We start from the raw sequence: 16,743 nt of genomic DNA, 5'->3' as shown, positions 1-16,743 counted from the left end.
GAAACCTCCTATCGAAAGGGGCCGGTATTTAAAAAAGATTGAGGTGTATTGTTAATGTTACCATATCTTGCGGAGTTTTTGGGAACAATGATGCTGATCATCCTGGGCGACGGTGTCGTCTGCAACGTAAGCTTGAATAAATCCGGACAAAAGGGCGGCGGCAGTGTCCAGACCGGTATTGCATGGGGCCTTGCTGTTATGATTCCTGCGTGCATTTTCGGTGCTGCTTCCGGCGCGAGCTTCAACCCGGCACTGACTATTTCTCTTGCGGCGATTGGTAAGTTCAGCTGGGCTATGGTTCCCGGTTATATTATTGCTCAGATAGCGGGCGCTTTTGTCGGTGCTGTCGTTGTCTATCTGATGTTCAAGGATCATTTCGACGCAACAGAAGATGCCGGAACCAAACTGGGCGTTTTCGCAACAGGTCCGTCCATCCGCAATATTCCCCGTAACATTTTCTGCGAAGCAGTTGCTACCTTCGTGCTGGTCTTTACACTCCTCGGCTTCGGCAACGTAGCCGGTGCCGGCACAGTGGGCGTTTCCAACCTGTATGTATTCGGAATTATCACATCCATCGGCATGTCCTTAGGCGGGCTGACCGGTTACGCTTTGAACCCTGCCCGTGACCTCGGACCCCGTATCGCCCACGCCATCCTCCCCATTAAGGGCAAAGGCGATTCCAACTGGAGCTACGGCCTTGTCGTTCCGATTATTGGGCCCATCATCGGCGCTCTTGTCGCTGCATTTGTATTCCAGGCAATTCCGTGGTAATTCATGGTTGTATCAGGTTATATTAAAGAATTAATATGCCTTGTAAGTACCTAGCGATGAATTGATAAAATATTTGCAGGGGCGAATAAAATTTGCCCCTGCATTATTTTAAAAAATTCCAAATAAATTAAAGAGTGGTGTTCACAAAATGGTAGATGTAATCATCATCGGCGGAGGTGTCGTGGGTTGCGCGGTGGCCAGAGAATTGTCAAGATACAGCCTGAACATTGCCTTGCTGGAAAAGACCGATGATATCAGCAACGGCCAAAGTAAAGCAAATACCGCGATTATTCACGGCGGCTATGATGCGCATCCCGGTACCCAAAAAGCGAAGTTCAACGTGCTCGGCAACAAAATGTACGATCAGATCTGCGAAGAGCTGGATGTTCCGCATAAATGGAATACCTCCCTGGTTGTTTCTTTCAGCCCGGAAGATCATGAAAGCCTGGAAGCTTTAAAAAGGCAGGGAACGGAAAACGGAGTTCCCGGACTCAGCATTATTGGACAAGATGAACTTAGAAAAAGAGAACCGAACATTGGCAGCACGGCGTGCGAGGCACTTCTGGTCACCAACGGCGGAATCGTCTGCCCCTATGAACTGACCGAGGCCTTTGCCGAAAACGCTGCGATGAACGGTGTTAATTTCTACCGTGAAGCAGAAGTTACTGCGATTGAAAAAGAAAAAGACGGATGGAAAGTTATAAGCAAGGCTGGTACCTTTACAGCGAAAGCAGTCGTGAACTGTGCAGGACTTTATTCCGACGTAATCAACAATATGGTTTCCGAGGATAAAATCACCATTGTCCCCCGCAGAGGCGAGTATTACATCGTCGATAAGAAATTCAGCGATGCCTTCCACGCGTCGATTTTCCAGCTGCCGACCAAAATGGGCAAGGGAATCCTGGTGACCCCCACCGTGGACGGAACCATCCTGATCGGGCCGACCGCAGAGGATATCGACGATAAGACGGACACAAGGACCACACCTGAGGGACTTGAGAAGGTTCTGAAATTCGCTGCCCTTACCTGGGAGCACATTCCCGCCAGAAATTATATCACAACGTTCTCCGGACTGCGCGCGCACTGCGACAGAAATGAATTCGTCCTCGGCGAAGCGCCGGACGCGCCGATGTTCTTCAACGCGGCGGGCGTGGAATCCCCGGGACTGACCTCGTCCCCGGCGATTGCCGTGTATCTGGCGGATATGATCACCGACAAGCTCGGAGCGAAGAAAAAGGATGATTTCAATCCGATCAGAAAAGGGATACCGAAGTTCAGGGAGATGACGGACGAAGAGCGGGCAATGGCGATCTCCGTCAACCCGGATTACGCAAAGGTCGTCTGCAGATGTGAAACCGTAACGGAAGCTGAAATCAGGGAAGCAATCCGCAGGCCGGTCGGGGCGAGATCGGTCGACGGCATCAAGAGAAGGACAAGAGCCGGAATGGGCCGGTGCCAGGCGGGCTTCTGTACCCCAAGGACTCTGGAAATATTGTGTGAAGAGCTTCATATATCCCCGCTGGAAGTGACAAAGTTCGGAGGAAACTCCAAATATCTGGACAGTTACCTTTTTGAGAAAGGGGATCATGAAGATGCGTAATGTAGACATTTTGATCATCGGCGGCGGACCTGCCGGTCTGGCGGCCGCGGTTTCCGCCTACGAAGCGGGTGCGAGGGACATTCTGATTCTCGAAAGAGAAGAGAACCTCGGCGGTATTCTGAAGCAGTGCATCCACAACGGCTTCGGGCTCCACACCTTTAAGGAAGAGCTCACCGGCCCGGAATACGCGCAGAGATATATCGACAAGGTGCTGGAGTACGGCATCCCCTCCCAGTGCGACACCATGGTCATCGACATCACCCCGGACAAGGTGGTGACCGCGGTCAGCAGGGGCGCGGGGCTGGAGCATTTCAAAGCAAAATCCGTCATCCTTGCCATGGGCTGCCGCGAGCGCCCCAGAGGGTCCCTCGCCACACCGGGCTGGAGATGCTCCGGTATTTACACGGCGGGAACCGCGCAGAAATTTACAAATCTGAAGGGCCTGATGCCCGGCAGGCGCGTCCTCATTCTCGGTTCCGGAGATATCGGGCTGATTATGGCGCGCAGAATGACTTTCCTGGGCGCAAAGGTTCTGGCGTGCGTGGAGCTGATGCCCTTCTCCGCCGGACTGAAGAGAAATATTGTACAGTGCCTTGACGATTACGATATTCCGCTTCTGCTCAGCCATACGGTAACCGATATTGCCGGCAGGGAACGCCTGGAAGGCGTAACGGTTGCAGAGGTCGACCCCAAAACGCTCAAGCCCATTCCCGGAACGGAAGAGTATTACGAGTGCGATACCCTGCTGCTCTCCGTCGGCCTGATTCCTGAAAACGAGCTGTCCACCATGGCCGGCGTAAAGATTTCTCCGGCGACAAACGGCGCGGAGGTAAACGAGAATCTCCAGACCTCCGTGGATGGAATCTTCTCCTGCGGGAACGTACTGCATGTGCATGACCTGGTCGACTTCGTATCCGAGGAATCCGCCAAAGCCGGCGCCAACGCCTACAAATATGTACAGGGCCAGCTTGCGAAGGAGGAAGAGACGCTGGAAGTGGTCAACGGTTTCGGCGTGTCCGGCGCGGTCCCCCAGCATATCTCAAAGAAGCTGGATGAGCCGATCACCATTATGTTCCGTCCGAGGGGCGTTTACAAGGATGCAAAGGTTTGTATAGATGTCGGAGACGTTCAGGCAGCCGAGAAAAAGAGCCGGATTTTGACTCCCGGCGAAATGGTGACGCTGAAATTCACTCCGGAATATCTGCAGAAAAATGCCAATGCTGACAAAATCACTGTAAGAGTGGAGGCGCAGCAGTCATGATAAAAGAAATTACCTGCATCGGCTGCCCGATGGGCTGCCGGATCACCGCGGAGGTGGACGGCGATCAGATCTTATCCATCGAGGGCTATACCTGCAATATCGGTAAAAAATATGCACAGGAGGAGCTGACGCTTCCGACCAGAATGGTGACCGCTTTGATGAGGGTGTACGGAACCACTCAGCCGCTTTCCGTGAAAACCTCCAAGCCAATCGAAAAAAGTAAAATTTTCGATTGCCTGAAAGAGATTTCCCGCCACACGGTCATGCGTCCGATCCATATCGGGGAAGTCCTTATTAAAAATGTGTGCGGTACGCCGGTCAATATTATCGCGACGAAAGAACTGGAATAAGATCAGAGCGTTACCGTAATGATAAATTAAAATAAATGACAGGAGGCGTTTTTTGTGAAGAAGTTAATAAACAGCGTGGACAATGTGGAACAGGAAATGATCGTCGGCATGGTAAAAGCGTATCCGGATCACGTCAGAAAACTGGACTGCGGCAACGTAGTCGTCAGGGCTCACAAAAAAGAAGGCAAGGTGGCGCTCATCAGCGGCGGCGGCAGCGGCCATGAGCCTGCGCACGGCGGTTATGTCGGCGAGGGAATGCTTGACTGCGCCGTAGCGGGGGCCGTGTTCACTTCTCCCACTCCTGATCAGATTTATGAGGGCATCAAAGCCATCGCCACGGATAAGGGCGTGCTGATGGTAGTGAAAAACTACACGGGCGACGTCATGAACTTTGAAATGGCGGCGGAAATGGCCGAAGCGGACGGGGTCAGCGTAAAACACGTGGTGACCAACGACGACGTGGCGGTCAAGGACAGCCTTTACACGACCGGGCGCCGCGGCGTTGCCGGAACCGTGTTTGTCCATAAGATTGCGGGCGCGAAGGCCGAAACCGGGGCGGACCTGGACGAGGTCCACCGCGTAGCGCAGAAGGTCGTCGACAATGTCAGGACGATGGGCATGGCCCTTACGCCCTGTACCGTTCCCGCGGCCGGCAAGCCCGGTTTTGAGCTCGGCGAGGACGAAATGGAAATCGGAATCGGCATCCACGGCGAGCCGGGTACCCACAGGGAGAAAATCAGGAGCGCGGATGAAATCGTCACCATGCTTCTGGATAAAATCGTAGCGGACATTGATTACAGCGGCAAGGAAGTTGCGGTTATGATCAACGGTTCCGGCGCGACGCCTCTGATGGAGCTCTTCATTGCCAACAATAAGGTCCATGATTACCTGACGGAAAAGGGAATCAAAATTTACAGGACGTTTGTCGGCAATTACATGACCTCCATTGAAATGGCGGGCTTCTCCATTTCCCTGCTCCGCCTTGACGAAGAGCTCAAGGAGCTTCTCGATGCAAAGGCCGATACCCCTGCATTCAAACAATAAGGTTTGCTGTGTGCGGCGGGGCGCACCGTTCCGCCGCATAATTTTCATCTGGTTGCATATAAATCATTTATTATTGAATGATATGGATATATCTTTTGAGAGAGGGAAATCATTATGACGGACAGCAGTAAAGTAATAGAAATACTGAAACAGATCGGCGAGCAAATTCAGATGGAAAAAGATTTTTTAACGGAACTGGACAATGTCATTGGTGACGGTGACCATGGAATCAATATGGCCAGAGGATTCAAAGAAGTAGAAAAGAAGCTGGCCGATCTCTCCGGGAAGGATATCGGGTCTATTCTGAAAACGGTCGGCATGTCGCTGGTTTCCACCGTGGGGGGCGCTTCGGGCCCGCTTTACGGAACCGCGTTTATGAGGGCCGGCGTCGCCGTCGGCGCGAAAACCGAAATAGACGGCAACGACTTTATTGCCGCGCTGGAAGCCGCCATCGGCGGAATCGAAATGAGGGGAAAGGCGCACGAAGGCGAAAAGACCATGCTGGACGCCCTGATTCCCGCGCTGAATGCCATTAAAAAAAGCTATGCGGAAAATAACGACTTTAAGGCTGCGCTCACCCGAGGGGTGGAAGCCGCGGAAAAGGGCGTTGAATATACCAAAACCATTATTGCAACAAAGGGAAGGGCCAGCTACCTTGGGGAAAGAAGCCTTGGGCACCAGGACCCGGGAGCAACCTCTTCCTGCTTAATGCTGAAAGTAATCAACAGAATGTTATAAAGCTGTTTTAGACAGGAAAGGTTAAATATGGTAGGAATTATCATTGTATCCCACAGCCAGAAGCTTGCCGAAGGCGTTGCCGAGCTGGCAAAGATGATGGCGGCCGACGCGCCGGTTGTTCCGGCCGGGGGCCTTGACGACGGTACCTTTGGCACCAGCTTTGAAAAAATCAGTACAGCCATAGACTCCGTGTATACCGATGACGGCGCGGTGATCCTGATGGATATGGGCAGCGCGGTCATGACGGCGGAGATGGTGATTGAAAATATGCCCGAACGAAAAATACGGATGCTCGACTGCCCCCTGGTAGAGGGTGCGGTAGTAGCCGCGGTCGGCTCCAGCGCCAATCAGAGCCTGGAGGAGATCGCCGAGTCCGTACAGGATGTCGCTTCAGAGAAAAAGCTCTGAAATTAATTTTTGATTACTCCTTTACTTATTCCATGTTTCGACACACACCATAGCAACAGGCACATCGTTTCGTATGACATGAAACGGTGTGCTTGTTGTTTTCCGGCGCGTTTTTCCGGCTTTTGCATGAACGGCTTTTCTGAAAGGCGGTATAACGTCAACCGCTTTGGGAATAGTAAAAATGTCCCTGAGGACAATGCTATGGAAAAGAGGAGAAACTCATGAGTAAGAAATACAGTTTTCTAAACCTGAACGGTGATACACAGAACGATGAAAAAAGCTGCAACTTTTTGACCGATGCAAATTGTCTCGGTCAGGATAAGAAAAATACACAGTCGGATGTTAACAGCACTGATTCCCCCAAAAATGATAAAACATCGTCCGACGAATGGAAAACCAGCGGATCATCGGCTGGAGAAGGAAAAGATTATATCAAAGACACACCTGAGGACAACATTCCGGACAACAACAGATAGCAAAAAAATGAGCCCTCCCATTTTTTCGGGAGGGCCTCCATTATGTGGTTTCTCGGACGGCCTCGTCGTCTCTGAACAGCAGTGAAATACACCAGATTGCAGCGATTGCAACCAGTACATAGATGATCCGGCTGAACATTCCGGACTGACCGCCGCCGATCCATGAAACAAAGTCGAACTGGAAAATACCGATGGAACCCCAGTTCAGACCGCCGATGATAACCAAAAGCAATGCGATTTTATCTAACATCTTTTTCACTCCTTTTTTTTATTATGATCGTTTTTTTCCCTGTTTATTCACTCCGGAGCCCGGCCAGGACAGCGATGTATCTACAGCACTTCCGGAGTTGATTCTGCAACAAGGTTACGTTCCTCCCCCGCCGAAGGCGGGGGAGGAACGTGTTTTGTCTCGCAAACTGAAATGGAATTGCCATCATTCAGAAATCACATCATATCCGCTTGACATTTTTAAAATGCAGGGTAAAATTGATAATAGGAAATATAACAGGAGGATCAATATGGAAACGATTGATGTCACGCCGGAAGAGGAAGAAAAAATATTAAATAATGTTTTCAGCTCGTTAGAACCCTTAAAACTAAAGGTGATTTCTTCCAAAGCGAAGAAAAAAACGGTTATTTTTAAAAAAATAGCGGGCCAGTTTGAAAAGGGGAAACACTATACGGAAATGGATGTCAACGGAATTCTAAAGGGGATTTATCCGGAAGATTATTCCACCCTGCGCCGCAGTCTGATTGATCTGGGATATATGGACAGAAAAAGCGACGGAAGCGAGTATTGGCTCAAATAAGGCCGATTTTTCTGCAACCGGGATGGCGGCACATACTTTTGGAAGGGATGAGCGTATGAAAAAGGCAGCGGGTATTCTGATGCTGTGGGCGGTGATGCTGACGATTTGCGGGTCGGTTTCTGCGGCTGCGGTGCCAGGCGTAACGAAAAGCGGTGCAGCTTCCGCGGGAAGTCTGGAACCGTCCGTCATGCCGTACTTTACCAATCAGCCCGTAAGTCCCGACATCATGCCTTATCACACCGATCAAAAGGTCGATCCGGTCATTGTACCGGGCCGGAAAGATTCCGCCGTGCGTTAGGCCGGTGCGGTCAAATGATTTTACCCGAAGCAGGCAGGATTGTTTCTTTTACGGACAAGGCTTGATAAAACACTTGACAAGCAGGTCGGAATATAATATGCTATAAACTAATAACAAAAATGCGCAGATGGGGACAGAATGCATCCTTTCCGCTCACAGAGAGCCGTCGGCAGGTGAAAGACGGTGCGGTGAATGCAGGATATCACCCCGGAGCAGGCAGCTGAACAGTCGCTAAGTAAGTACGCCCGGTGTCCCACCGTTACAGGGGAGTGCATTGTTTGATGCATGCTGAGATGCCGGTTCTCCGGCGAATTTAGAGTGGTACCGCGAAGTGAAGTCTTCGCCTCTATGAAGAGGCGAAGGCTTTTTTATTTTATCTGAGGAAGATATGTCTTTAAGGAGGAATACGAATGCAGTTAACAGGGGCGCAGATCATTATGGAATGTCTGCTGGAGCAGGGCGTGGATACGGTTTTCGGCTATCCGGGCGGGGCGGTGCTGAATATTTACGACGCGCTTTACGAGTACAGGAATAAGATCAGCCATATCCGCACCGCCCACGAGCAGGGCGCGGCCCACGCGGCGGACGGTTACGCACGGTCGACCGGGAAAACAGGGGTCTGCATCGCAACGTCCGGCCCGGGCGCGACCAATCTTGTCACCGGGATCGCCACCGCTTATATGGATTCGGTCCCGATGGTCGCGATTACCGGCAACGTAAGCTGCGACCTTCTGGGGCTGGACAGCTTTCAGGAAGTGGATATCACCGGTATCACCATGCCGGTCACCAAACATAATTATCTGGTGAAAAATATCGAGGATCTGGCCGATACGATCCGCAAGGCGTTTTTGATTGCCGGTACGGGCCGGAAAGGGCCGGTGCTTGTGGATATTCCAAAGGACGTAACGGCGCAGAAATATGAATATACGCCGCAGCCCCCGCTTCCGGCGCCAAGGGGAGACTTTCCCTGGGCGGAACGCTTCGAGCAGGCTTTGGAAATGCTCCGCACGAGCGAAAAGCCGTTTATCTATACGGGCGGCGGGGTCATTGCAGCGGAAGCCTACGGCGAGCTGAAAAAATTTGCGGAGCTTCTCGACGCGCCCGTTTCCTCTTCACTGATGTGTCAGGGCGGCTACGACCAGACAGACCCGCGCTATATCGGGATGCTGGGCATGCACGGGACGAACACGGCGGCCCTCGCCATTAAAAACTGCGACCTGCTGATTGCCGTGGGAACACGCTTTTCCGACCGCGTGCTGTGCAACGCGAACCTGTTTGCGCGGCACTGTCCGATTATCCAGATCGAGATAGATACGGCGGAATTCAATAAAAATATCGATGTGGATTTGAAGATGAAGGGCGACGCCAGAGAAATTCTGGCGCACCTGAACGGGATGCTTCCCCAGCGCCAGCACAAGCTCTGGATGGAAGAAATTGCGGAGTGGAAAGCACTGTATCCGCTGGTGCAGGAAAGCACGTCCGAGGAAGAGGTCCTGCCGCAGGAGGTTCTGGAAACCCTTGACCGCCTGACGGATTCCGAAGCGATCCTTGTTACCGAGGTCGGCCAGCACCAGATGTGGACGGCGCAGTTCTACCGGTTCCGCACCCCCCGGCACTTCGTCAGCTCCGGCGGGCTGGGGACCATGGGCTTCGGCCTGGGCGCGGCGATCGGCGCGCAGGTCGCGAACCCCGACAAACACGTCGTCAACATCGCGGGCGACGGAAGCTTCCATATGAACTGCAACGAGCTTTCCACCGCGGCGCAGTACAATATTCCGGTAATCGAGCTGGTCTTCAACAATCAGGTGCTCGGTATGGTGCGCCAGTGGCAAAAGCTTTTCTACGGCAGCCGCTTTTCACAGACGACGCTGGACAGGACCACCAATTATGAAATGCTGGCGCAGGCGTTCGGCGTGAAGGCGTTTACCATCAGCCGCAGAAGCGAAATCGAACCGGTGCTGAAGCAGGCGCTCGCCCTGCGGGAACCGGTCCTGATCAACTGCCATATCAATCCGGACGTCAATGTGCTGCCCATGGTACCGGCGGGCGGCTCCGTGGAAAATCCGATTCTTGAAATGTGAGGAGCGACAGATTATAATGAATCATGATAACGATAAAGAATATGTTTTGTCCGTACTCGCCAGAAATAATCCGGGCGTTCTTCTGCGTATCGCCGGGCTGTTCAGCCGCCGCTGCTACAACATTTTAAGTATTGTCGCGGCTCAGACGGAAAACACGGAATACTCCCGCATCCTGATCGTCGTTTCGGGCGACGACCGCATTGTCCGCCAGGTGGATAAACAGGTGAGCAAGCTGGTCGACATCGAGGAAGTGACCGTGCTCAACCGGGAAGAGGCCGTCGTGCGTGAGCATCTGCTTTTGAAGGTGGAGCGGAACCTGCAGAACAGCGAAAGGCTGGTGGAAATCGCGAATGTGTTCCATGCCGGTATTTTAAATGTGCAGCCGGATTCCATGATTATGGAGCTGACCGGCGACGCGAACACCATCAACTCTTTTATTGAACTGTACAATCCGTACAATGTCCTGAAAATCCTGCGCACCGGCGCAATGGCCATGATGAAATAATAATACGTTGGGGGATATCAGCTTGTTGACGTTAGATCAGGTTTACCACGCCGCCTATGTTTTAAAGGGAGTCATCCGCGAGACGGCATTGATTCACGCACCGCTCATCAATCCGGAAAGCCAGATTTACCTGAAGACCGAAAATCTTCAGATAACCGGTTCGTTCAAGGTACGCGGCGCATACTACAAAATATCTCAGCTGACCGAGGAGGAAAAGGCAAAGGGCGTGATCGCCTGCTCCGCCGGTAACCACGCGCAGGGCGTGGCGCTTGCCGCCGCGAAAAACGGAATCCGGTCGCTGATCTGCATCCCGGACAGCGCGCCGATTTCCAAGGTGGAGGCGACCAAAAGCTACGGGGCCGAGGTCTGTCTGGTCAAGGGAGTCTACGACGACGCATATCAGAAGGCCTGTGAGCTGCGGGAGGAAAGCGGCGCGACCTTTATCCACCCGTTTGACGACGCGCAGGTGATCGCCGGCCAGGGGACCATCGGGCTGGAAATTCTGGATCAGCTGCCGGATGTGGACGCGGTGATCGTCCCGGTCGGCGGCGGCGGCTTGATTTCCGGCGTTGCCTACGCCGTCAAGTCATTGAACCCCAACTGCAAGGTGTACGGCGTACAGGCCAGCGGCGCGCCCAGCATGGTGCAGGCGCTCGCCGACAAACAGGTGGAGGCCCTGAAATGCGTTTCTACCTTTGCGGACGGAATCGCGGTAAAATGTCCGGGGGACACGACTTTTGACCTTTGCAGCAAGTATGTCGACGGGGTGGTCACGGTTACGGACGACGAGATCGCCACGGCGATTCTCACGCTGATCGAACAGCAGAAGCTGATTGCCGAGGGGGCGGGCGCGGTGGCCGTTGCGGCCGCCATGTTTAATAAGGTTGATGTGAAGGGTAAAAAAGTGGTATGCTTATTGTCGGGAGGCAATATCGACGTAACCATCCTGTCCCGCGTCATCAGCCGCGGCCTGCTGAAAGCCGGGCGCTCGGGCGACCTTGTGATCGCCATGGTCGATAAGCCGGGCCAGCTGAAGGATGTTTCCGCGATTATTGCCGATCTGGGCGCCAATGTGGTCAGTGTCCACCACGACCGCGGCGGGGAAAATACTGGCATCAACGACTGCTACCTGCACATCCGCATGGAGACCAGAAACCGTGAGCATCTGGAGCAGATCCGCAGGGCGATTGTCGATGCGGGATATCACATCAGAAATATGTAAATGGAGGAAGTTAACATGAGTCAGGTTATTTCAACAAAAGACGCACCGGCCGCTATCGGCCCGTATTCCCAGGCAATTGAGGCGGGTAATACCGTATACCTCAGCGGGCAGATTCCGATCATTCCCGCGACCGGGGAAATCGCCGAGGGCGACATCACCGTGCAGTCCGAACAGGTCATGCATAATATCGCCGCGGTGTTAAAGGCGGCGGGCGCCGATTTTACAAACGCGGTAAAAACCACCTGCTTTTTGGCGGATATGGCTGATTTCGCCGCCTTCAACGCTGTCTATGAAAAATACTTTACAGGCAAACCCGCGCGCTCCTGCGTCGCCGTGAAGCAGCTTCCCAAGAATGTGCTGGTGGAAGTGGAAGTCATTGCGGTGAAGTAAAAATCCTTTGAGACTCCTGCCAATGAGGACGGCGGAAGAATTCTCGGAAGGAACTCCCTCAGTCAGGCTGCGCCTGCCAGCTCCCTCAGAGAGGGAGCCTAAAGGGCCAACCCTGCCTCCCTCCGTGAGGGAGGTGGCGCGCCCGGCGCGTCGGAGGGAGTCATCTTCAGAGGGCTTTGCCTGTCTGTTCCCCCAAAGAGGGGCCGAAAAAACGTCGCGTGACGAATCAATCACTTAGGGACCTGCTTTTCAGCAGGCCCCTTTTTGTATCCTGACTTGGCAGCTTACGACAGCGAAACGCCGGTGCGCCGATGAAGCACAGATCTCGATAGAGTCATTCATTTTAGATGTAATGTAATATATATTTGACATTATGTATATTATATGATATACTGCGTGTATCGGAAGTGCAAAGGAGGAATTTCGGTTGGGCAAAAATCTTCGCCTGAAATCCGCAAGGGCCGCGCTGGATATGTCGCAGAAGGAAGTCGCAGAGGCGGTCGGGGTCACACGGCAGACCTTAAATGCCATCGAAAACGGGGATTATAATCCGTCGGTAAACCTGTGCATTGCCATATGCAGGGTTTTGGGGAAAACATTGGATCAGCTATTTTGGGAGGATGACGATCATGAAAAAAATTGAATTTGACGAATTGCAGCAAAGCAGACGCTACCGGTACGGTTACCAGTCCTTTGTTCTGTTATCGTTTTTAATCCTTATAGATACGTTTATCGGCGGACTGGGCTTTGTGTGGATGGAGCCCCCGATGAACACCTTTATTCTGTTGCTGGCCGGGTGCACGTATTTTATCTGCCGCTGCATCTGGGGCGACGCGCTGGTAGGCCCGAAGGAAACGCCCCGGCGGGTTACCGCCAAAACGGCCGCGGTGATCATTGTGGCCGCCGCCGCTGCGGTGATTGTTGCGGGATACGGGCTTGTAAGGTCCTCCTATCAGTTTTCCACCGGAGCTAGCGGGAGCGGGGGGCCGCTTACTCTGGCCTGTACGGTGATGTGGTCGGTCATCGCGCTGGTCTTTGCAGTAAAACATTTTGTAAAAAGAAACTCATAAAGTGAAAGAAAAAGGCCGCCGATACGTCGGTGGCCTTTTTGACTGATTTATCCGCGGCGGATATTCTTCGTCTTTTCCCGGATGATTTCTCTCATTCTCTGCAGGGATTCATTGGAACGCATGGATTTCATGGTTGGGAACGCGCTGATAATGCGGCATTGAAGGCACTTGACATCCGCTTCAATGTTATCCTTCTTTTCGTAAAGCTCGCTCAGGGCTTTCTGATAAGCCGCCTTTGTTTCCTCATCGATCAGGCACGCCAGCGCGGACTGCATGGTTTCAATTTTATCCGCTTTAAAGGCAGCGGCCCTTTCTCTGATTTCATCCAGCACCTGCTGCATTTCGTCCAGCTTTCCATTCAGCTTGAAGGTGGTGTAGACGGACAAAGTGGCGTCACAGACAAAGTACAGCACGAAAATACCGGCCACCCAGGGCAGAACCGTTTCGGGAATGGATTCCAGCAGGTCCAGAAGCGTCGGGTGGATGAAAAGGATGCCGACCACACACATCACGCCGAACAGCAGCGAATTTTCAAGGCAGATCCTGCCCTGAAAATTATATCGATGGGTGGAGTAGTCCCAGTATTTTGTACGGAATACTTTTTCAAGCGCGAAGCCAGTCCCATATTCCAGCAGGGTCGTTATGATGACCCCTGCCAGATAAAGAACGACAAGATTTTCCTTAAAGGGCGTCAGGGCGGACACGACGACCACACCGCCTATGCCGTAAATCGGGCAGAACGGTCCGTTCAGGAATCCGCGGTTGATGAATTTACCGGCGGGGACGGAACAGAAAATACTTTCGGTCAGCCAGCCGAGAAAACTGTATACGGTAAAAACGAGAAACAAGATCCAGAGATTATCCATTTTTCTCCCTCATTTTGCAGCATATAGCATTTCCAGTTGATTCTGCAACAAGGCTGCGTTCCTCCCCCTCCGAAAGTGGGGGAGGAACGTATTTTGTCTCGAAAACTGAAATGAAATTGCTATAGATAATAGGTATAAGTTTAACTGTTTACCGTCCATTTGTCAAACTGCAAAACAAAGGGCTTTTTGAAGCAAAAGCAGCAAATAATACAATAGGGCGGCCAGAACCGCCGGAGTGAGAATCCAGCTTACCACATCCACCTCTATGGCGGTTACCTTCAGCAGCCGGTTGATGCTCAGGGAAGCGTTGTAAATCTCGCTCATAAAAAGGATGGCGATATAGGCCCGGATGCCGAAGATCGGCACCAGCCCCGCGATCAGGAGGACGCGCATCACCGAGTCGCTGAAATTGTATTTGAGGGAATACAGCTGCTGGTCAAGGCCCTTGAGCATCCCGTCCACCACGCTGTCAAGGTACATCAGCGGAAGAATCGGCGCCATAATGCGCAGAATATTTCCCACCTGTGTGCTTTTATAAAACGCCATTCCGATACTGTCCGCAAATACGATGAGGACCGAGGTCATCAGAAAGGAAAAGGTGAGTGTAAAGCGCATCGCCTTTTCAACCGACCTCTGAATCGTCGCCCGTTTTCCGCCCGCGTTGGCCTCCGCCATTTCGGGAATCAGCAGCATGGACAGGGCGGCGAGAAAGGCGGAGGGGAAATACAGAATCGGCATCACCATGCCCTGCATGGTCCCGTACTGAGCCAGCGCGCCGCTGTCCCCGGCGCCGTATTTTCTCAGCCCGCGGGGAATGAGGATGTTTTCGGTGCTGCTCAGCAGCCCGCGGAAAAAGGAACCGAACAGGACCGGGGCCGCAATATGAACGACGCTTTGGAAAACGCCACTGCTTTTCGCTTTGGAAAGGCCGCGCCGGCCGGCGAAGATCAGATACAGCACGACGATATACGCGCAGGAAAAGACTTCTCCTATGGTAGAGCCGAGCATCAGCGCCTCCAGCGGCGCGGCGAGCCGGGTGAACAGGAAAATGGAAGCGCCGATGGTGACAAACTGCTCCAGCCACTCGCCGCACGCGGGAACGATCGTGTTGCGGATGGCAAGGAAATAACCTTTCAGGCAGGCGCATATGGCGATAAAGGGAAGGCTTGGCGCCAGAATCCGCAGCGGCGCTGCGGCGACGGGGTCGCCGATAAAATGTACGGAAATAAAATCCGCGCAGGTAAACAGCGCCCCCGCTGCCGCCAGGCTCAAAACAAGCGCGTAGCAGACACAGCGCCGGATACTGTCCCTGGTGCCGCGCCCTTCCGCCACAAGGCGCGTGACGGCAAGGCCCACACCCGAGGTGCTCAGGGTGATGCCCAGAATAAAGACCGACAGAATCAGCTGATACAGGCCCATGCCGGACGCGCCGATTTTTGAGCAGATGAACACCCGGAACCAGATGTTGCTCAGCCGCAGAAGGACGCTGCTGGCGGTCAGGATGACCGCGTTCAGGTAAAAGACGCGCTTTTTCATTCGATTAACACCTTTAATAAATTTCATTAATCAAATGTATTCGCGCGCCCTGCAAAATAAGTCTATAAATTTTCAGAATTCTGGGTTATAATGAAAAGGAAACAGCCGGGAAAGCTTTGCTTCCCCGGCTTGCTGCAGAATAAGGCTTCAGGAGGATAAAATGGACTGGACGGAAGTAACGGCAGAGGTGGACGCAAAGGAGATCGACAGAGCCGGGGACATTGCCCAGATGGTGGTGCCGTACGGAATTTATATTGAGGATTATTCGCACCTGTGCGAAGAGGTGGAGGAAATCGCGCACATCGACCTGATCGACGAGGACCTGCTGAAAAAGGACCGCTCAAAGGCAAAGGTGCACGTCTATATCAGCCCGGAGGAAAACCCCGCGGAGGCCATCGCCTTTTTAAGCGAGCGTTACAACGCGGAGGGCATCCGGCATACGATCACCACGGCGAACTGTGTGGAAGAGGACTGGATCAACAACTGGAAAAAATATTTCAAGCCGATTCCGGTAGGCAAAAAGCTTTTGATCCGTCCCACCTGGGAAGAGGAATATGATGCCGGAGACCGTAAGGTGCTCCACCTGGAACCGGGGCTGGCATTCGGCACCGGCACCCACGAAACGACGCGCCTGTGCATGGAGCTGCTGGAGGAAACCGTCACGCCCGGCTGCGAGGTGCTGGACGTCGGCTGCGGAAGCGGCATCCTCTCCGTCGCGGCTCTGCTTCTGGGCGCGCAAAAGGCCGTCGGCGTGGACATCGACGCGCTCGCGGTCAAGACCGCCGAACAGAACGCCGAAATCAATCAGGTGGCCGACCGATTTACCGGCATCTGTGGTGACCTGACCGACAAGGTCAGCGGAAAATACAACATCGTGGTCGCGAATATCGTCGCGGATGTAATCATTCTGCTGACAAAGGATATCGAGCGGTTTCTGTATCCGGATACGGTTTATCTGATGAGCGGGATTATCGACACCCGCGAGCGGGACGTTCTGGACGAGGTGGAGAAAAAGTTTACAATCGTCAGCCGCAGAACCGAAAAGGGCTGGGTCGCCCTTGCGGCCAAACGGAGATTGCCGGAATGATTTTGTATACTCCATTTTGGGAAACGCTGAAAAAGCGGGGCGTTACTACTTATGCCCTGATCAAAAGTCATCATATCAGCAGCAGTACGCTGACGCGTCTGCGCCGCAATCAGCCGCTTTCGACCGTTACAATCAATGATTTGTGCCGCATTCTGGATTGCAGGGTTCAGGATATCGCTCTGTATGTTGCGAATCCAGAGGATGAGCGTCTGTGAGAAAGCGGCGGAGGAG

Annotated in this window: 21 protein-coding genes and 1 other annotated feature; of the genes, 18 read left to right on the top strand and 3 right to left on the bottom strand. The window is 53.0% G+C overall.

The window, feature by feature from the left end; translation table 11 throughout:
* Positions 1-54: 54 nt before the first annotated feature.
* From LY85_RS09355 to LY85_RS09320, 8 genes are all read left to right on the top strand, one after another.
* Positions 55-771: an MIP/aquaporin family protein gene (locus LY85_RS09355; protein ID WP_038325973.1), complete on the top strand. Its 717-nt coding sequence runs from the start codon at positions 55-57 to the stop codon at positions 769-771.
* 148 nt (positions 772-919) lie between these two features.
* Positions 920-2,371: an NAD(P)/FAD-dependent oxidoreductase gene (locus LY85_RS09350; protein WP_038325971.1), complete on the top strand. Its 1,452-nt coding sequence runs from the start codon at positions 920-922 to the stop codon at positions 2,369-2,371.
* Positions 2,364-3,632, top strand: a complete 1,269-nt coding sequence (locus tag LY85_RS09345) for an FAD-dependent oxidoreductase (protein ID WP_141826404.1) — start codon at positions 2,364-2,366, stop codon at positions 3,630-3,632. Before LY85_RS09350 ends, LY85_RS09345 begins: the two co-directional genes overlap by 8 nt.
* Positions 3,629-3,982, top strand: a complete 354-nt coding sequence (locus LY85_RS09340) for a DUF1667 domain-containing protein (RefSeq protein WP_038325969.1) — start codon at positions 3,629-3,631, stop codon at positions 3,980-3,982. The genes LY85_RS09345 and LY85_RS09340 overlap by 4 nt, the downstream gene beginning before the upstream one ends.
* A gap of 54 nt (positions 3,983-4,036) precedes the next feature.
* Complete coding sequence (dhaK, locus tag LY85_RS09335) at positions 4,037-5,026, top strand: dihydroxyacetone kinase subunit DhaK (protein WP_038325968.1); 990 nt, start codon at positions 4,037-4,039, stop codon at positions 5,024-5,026.
* Between the two features lie 114 nt (positions 5,027-5,140).
* Entirely contained in the window at positions 5,141-5,764 is a 624-nt protein-coding gene (gene dhaL / locus LY85_RS09330; protein ID WP_038325966.1) for a dihydroxyacetone kinase subunit DhaL, read from the top strand.
* A 27-nt stretch (positions 5,765-5,791) separates the two neighbouring features.
* Positions 5,792-6,172, top strand: a complete 381-nt coding sequence (dhaM, locus tag LY85_RS09325; RefSeq protein ID WP_141826403.1) for a dihydroxyacetone kinase phosphoryl donor subunit DhaM — start codon at positions 5,792-5,794, stop codon at positions 6,170-6,172.
* A 221-nt stretch (positions 6,173-6,393) separates the two neighbouring features.
* Positions 6,394-6,648, top strand: a complete 255-nt coding sequence (locus tag LY85_RS09320) for a hypothetical protein (RefSeq protein ID WP_141826402.1) — start codon at positions 6,394-6,396, stop codon at positions 6,646-6,648.
* 40 nt (positions 6,649-6,688) lie between these two features.
* Here the strand turns inward: LY85_RS09320 and LY85_RS09315 are convergent, their stop codons facing one another.
* Positions 6,689-6,898, bottom strand: a complete 210-nt coding sequence (locus LY85_RS09315) for a DUF378 domain-containing protein (protein WP_038325962.1) — start codon at positions 6,896-6,898, stop codon at positions 6,689-6,691.
* A 268-nt stretch (positions 6,899-7,166) separates the two neighbouring features.
* Between LY85_RS09315 and LY85_RS19530 the strand changes: the two genes are divergently transcribed.
* The 8 genes from LY85_RS19530 (at position 7,167) to LY85_RS09275 (ending at position 13,023) form a co-directional block, all read left to right on the top strand.
* Positions 7,167-7,457 (top strand): DUF2087 domain-containing protein, encoded by a 291-nt coding sequence (locus LY85_RS19530; RefSeq protein WP_243122520.1) that lies wholly within the window; start codon positions 7,167-7,169, stop codon positions 7,455-7,457.
* Positions 7,458-7,512: 55 nt separating this feature from the next.
* Positions 7,513-7,755 carry a hypothetical protein gene (locus LY85_RS09305; RefSeq protein ID WP_141826400.1) on the top strand — a complete coding sequence of 81 codons (243 nt, stop codon included), beginning with the start codon at positions 7,513-7,515 and terminating at the stop codon, positions 7,753-7,755.
* A gap of 115 nt (positions 7,756-7,870) precedes the next feature.
* Positions 7,871-8,106, top strand: a binding site (T-box leader).
* Between the two features lie 59 nt (positions 8,107-8,165).
* On the top strand, positions 8,166-9,836 hold the full coding sequence (gene ilvB / locus LY85_RS09300) for a biosynthetic-type acetolactate synthase large subunit (RefSeq protein ID WP_141826399.1): 1,671 nt from the start codon (positions 8,166-8,168) through the stop codon (positions 9,834-9,836).
* A 16-nt stretch (positions 9,837-9,852) separates the two neighbouring features.
* The gene (ilvN, locus tag LY85_RS09295) at positions 9,853-10,341 is read left to right on the top strand and encodes an acetolactate synthase small subunit (RefSeq protein ID WP_141826398.1); all 489 of its coding nucleotides are present in this window, start codon (positions 9,853-9,855) and stop codon (positions 10,339-10,341) included.
* Between the two features lie 22 nt (positions 10,342-10,363).
* Positions 10,364-11,563: a threonine ammonia-lyase gene (gene ilvA / locus LY85_RS09290; protein WP_038325958.1), complete on the top strand. Its 1,200-nt coding sequence runs from the start codon at positions 10,364-10,366 to the stop codon at positions 11,561-11,563.
* A 15-nt stretch (positions 11,564-11,578) separates the two neighbouring features.
* Positions 11,579-11,953, top strand: a complete 375-nt coding sequence (locus LY85_RS09285; protein WP_141826397.1) for a RidA family protein — start codon at positions 11,579-11,581, stop codon at positions 11,951-11,953.
* 427 nt (positions 11,954-12,380) lie between these two features.
* Positions 12,381-12,596, top strand: coding sequence for a helix-turn-helix transcriptional regulator (locus LY85_RS09280; RefSeq protein ID WP_141826396.1), 216 nt, complete (start codon positions 12,381-12,383; stop codon positions 12,594-12,596).
* Positions 12,583-13,023: a hypothetical protein gene (locus LY85_RS09275; protein WP_141826395.1), complete on the top strand. Its 441-nt coding sequence runs from the start codon at positions 12,583-12,585 to the stop codon at positions 13,021-13,023. The genes LY85_RS09280 and LY85_RS09275 overlap by 14 nt, the downstream gene beginning before the upstream one ends.
* Before the next feature lie 47 nt (positions 13,024-13,070).
* Here LY85_RS09275 and LY85_RS09270 read toward each other — a convergent pair whose 3' ends face one another.
* Both LY85_RS09270 and LY85_RS09265 read right to left on the bottom strand, forming a co-directional pair.
* Positions 13,071-13,889 carry a hypothetical protein gene (locus tag LY85_RS09270; RefSeq protein WP_141826394.1) on the bottom strand — a complete coding sequence of 273 codons (819 nt, stop codon included), beginning with the start codon at positions 13,887-13,889 and terminating at the stop codon, positions 13,071-13,073.
* A gap of 162 nt (positions 13,890-14,051) precedes the next feature.
* The gene (locus LY85_RS09265) at positions 14,052-15,425 is read right to left on the bottom strand and encodes an oligosaccharide flippase family protein (RefSeq protein ID WP_185741174.1); all 1,374 of its coding nucleotides are present in this window, start codon (positions 15,423-15,425) and stop codon (positions 14,052-14,054) included.
* Positions 15,426-15,585: 160 nt separating this feature from the next.
* On the opposite strand from LY85_RS09265, the gene prmA reads away from it, so the two are divergent.
* Both prmA and LY85_RS09255 read left to right on the top strand, forming a co-directional pair.
* Positions 15,586-16,512: a 50S ribosomal protein L11 methyltransferase gene (prmA, locus tag LY85_RS09260; RefSeq protein WP_141826392.1), complete on the top strand. Its 927-nt coding sequence runs from the start codon at positions 15,586-15,588 to the stop codon at positions 16,510-16,512.
* Positions 16,509-16,727: a helix-turn-helix transcriptional regulator gene (locus LY85_RS09255; RefSeq protein WP_038325951.1), complete on the top strand. Its 219-nt coding sequence runs from the start codon at positions 16,509-16,511 to the stop codon at positions 16,725-16,727. The genes prmA and LY85_RS09255 overlap by 4 nt, the downstream gene beginning before the upstream one ends.
* The last annotated feature ends 16 nt before the right edge of the window (positions 16,728-16,743 follow it).

It is taken from the genome of Clostridium sp. KNHs216, from assembly GCF_006714885.1.
In the GTDB taxonomy this organism is placed as follows: Bacteria; Bacillota; Clostridia; order Oscillospirales; family Acutalibacteraceae; genus Caproiciproducens.
The sequence above is the reverse complement of the archived record's forward strand: the minus strand, read 5'-3'. Positions and strand labels throughout refer to the sequence as shown.